1 protein-coding gene and 1 pseudogene are annotated in these 1,667 nt (G+C 77.9%); both read left to right on the forward strand.

All coding sequences use genetic code 11. The features are described from left to right. A pseudogene (locus ABZW03_RS40610) lies at positions 1 to 494 on the forward strand (hypothetical protein); the annotation flags it as partial. After that, positions 491 to 1,624 carry a histidine kinase gene (locus ABZW03_RS40615; RefSeq protein WP_355269869.1) on the forward strand — a complete coding sequence of 378 codons (1,134 nt, stop codon included), beginning with the start codon at positions 491 to 493 and terminating at the stop codon, positions 1,622 to 1,624. The pseudogene ABZW03_RS40610 and the gene ABZW03_RS40615, both read left to right, overlap by 4 nt. The last annotated feature ends 43 nt before the right edge of the window (positions 1,625 to 1,667 follow it).

Below are 1,667 nucleotides of genomic sequence, written 5' to 3' on the forward strand. Positions count from 1 at the left end.
ACCTGCCCGACTCCCCCACGCTGACCGTGCAGCGCGCCCTCGCCTGCGTCGCCGCGCTGCTCGCCGCGGGCGTCGCGGCGGCCCGGGCCTACTGGGCGCTCGGCGGCACCGCCGGGCTGCCGCAGCTGATGGTGGAGGACCGGAGCCGGGGCGTGGCGGTGATGGACGGCGTGGGCGCGGTGATGGCGGTGGCCGCGGCGGCGGCGCTGCTGGTCCTCGTCTTCCGGATCCGTCCCGGGCGCCGGCTGCTCGTACCGCTGCTGGCGGCCTGGACGGCGGCCGGCTCGCTGTTCGGCTGGGGCGGCTGGCAGCTGGTGGCCTTCGGGGCGACGACGACCCGGGTGACCGAGCTGCGGAAGGCCGTGCCCGGGCTGATGCCCCTGGTGCAGACCGCCCAGGTGGTGGCGGCGGTGCTGGTCCTGGTGGTCGGGGCGATGGCGCTCACCGAACGGGGCGCCCGCCGGCGCGCCACTGCCGTAGAGTCGCGCGGGTGATCACGGGGGTGGGCGGCCGCTTGCGGCGTACGGCGGGGGCGGCGGTCGGGCGGCGGGCCCGGCTGCGCTGGGTGCACCTGGTGCTGGGCGGCGCGCTGCTGATGCCGTACTGGATGCTGTCCGTGGTGCTGTTCGGGGCGCTCAACCCGAACCAGTCGCCCGCCCGCCAGCTGCTGCTGTACCTGCTGTCGCTGCTCACCTCGTTGCCGATGGCCGCCGTCACCGCGCTGGTGCCGATGGTCCGGGGGCTGGAGGGCGCGGCCGCGCGGGCGCTGTGCTCGGTGGCCCGGCCGGAGGAACTGGCCACCGGACCGGCCCGCTCCTGGGCGGCCCGGTGGCGCACCGCGCTCTGGTACGTGCTGCACGTCCTGTTCGGCGGGGTGGTCGCCGGGATGACGCTGGCCGGCACCCCCTTCGCGGTGGTGCTGGTCCTCGGCTTCTCGGGGACCGAGGAGTTCGTCCGGACCTGGGAGCGGCACTTCCCCGGTTGGCTGGTCACCGGCCCCGCCCTCGGCCTCGGCGTGCTGCTGCTGATCGTCTCCACCAACGCCGTCTGCGGCGCGCTGCTCGCCCGCTGGGCTCCCGCCCTGCTCGGCCCGACCCCGGAGGAGCGGCTGGCCGCCGCCGAGCGCCGGGCCACCGTGCTCGCCCAGCGCAACCGGCTGGCCCGCGAGCTGCACGACTCGGTCGGGCACGCGCTGAGCGCGGTCGGCATCCAGGCCTCGGCCGCCGCCCGGGTGCTGCGCAGCAACCCGGACTTCGCCGCCGAGGCGCTCGCGGCGATCGAGGAGACCGCCCGGGCGGCCGTCGCCGAACTCGACGCCGTGCTCGGGCTGTTGCGCGAGGAGGACCCGGAGGCGAGCGGACCGGCCGGGCCCACCCTCGCCGGGCTGGACGACCTGCTGCGCCAGCTGGGCCGGGCCGGGGTGGCGGTGGACGCCGAACTGGCGCCCGGGCTGGCCGGCCTGCCCGAGGCGGTCTCCCGTGAGGCGTACCGGATCGTGCAGGAGGGCCTGACCAACGTGCTGCGCCACGCCGGGCCCGCCCCCGCCGGGCTGCGGGTCGGGCTGGCCGGCGGCCGGCGGGCCTGGGCGGCGGCGCTGGACTTCCTCGCGGAGCTGGACGACTGACGCCGGGGCGGACGGCTGACGTCCGCGCCGACCGACCTGAACC

The organism is Kitasatospora sp. NPDC004799 (genome assembly GCF_040609095.1).
In the GTDB taxonomy this organism is placed as follows: domain Bacteria; phylum Actinomycetota; class Actinomycetes; order Streptomycetales; family Streptomycetaceae; genus Kitasatospora.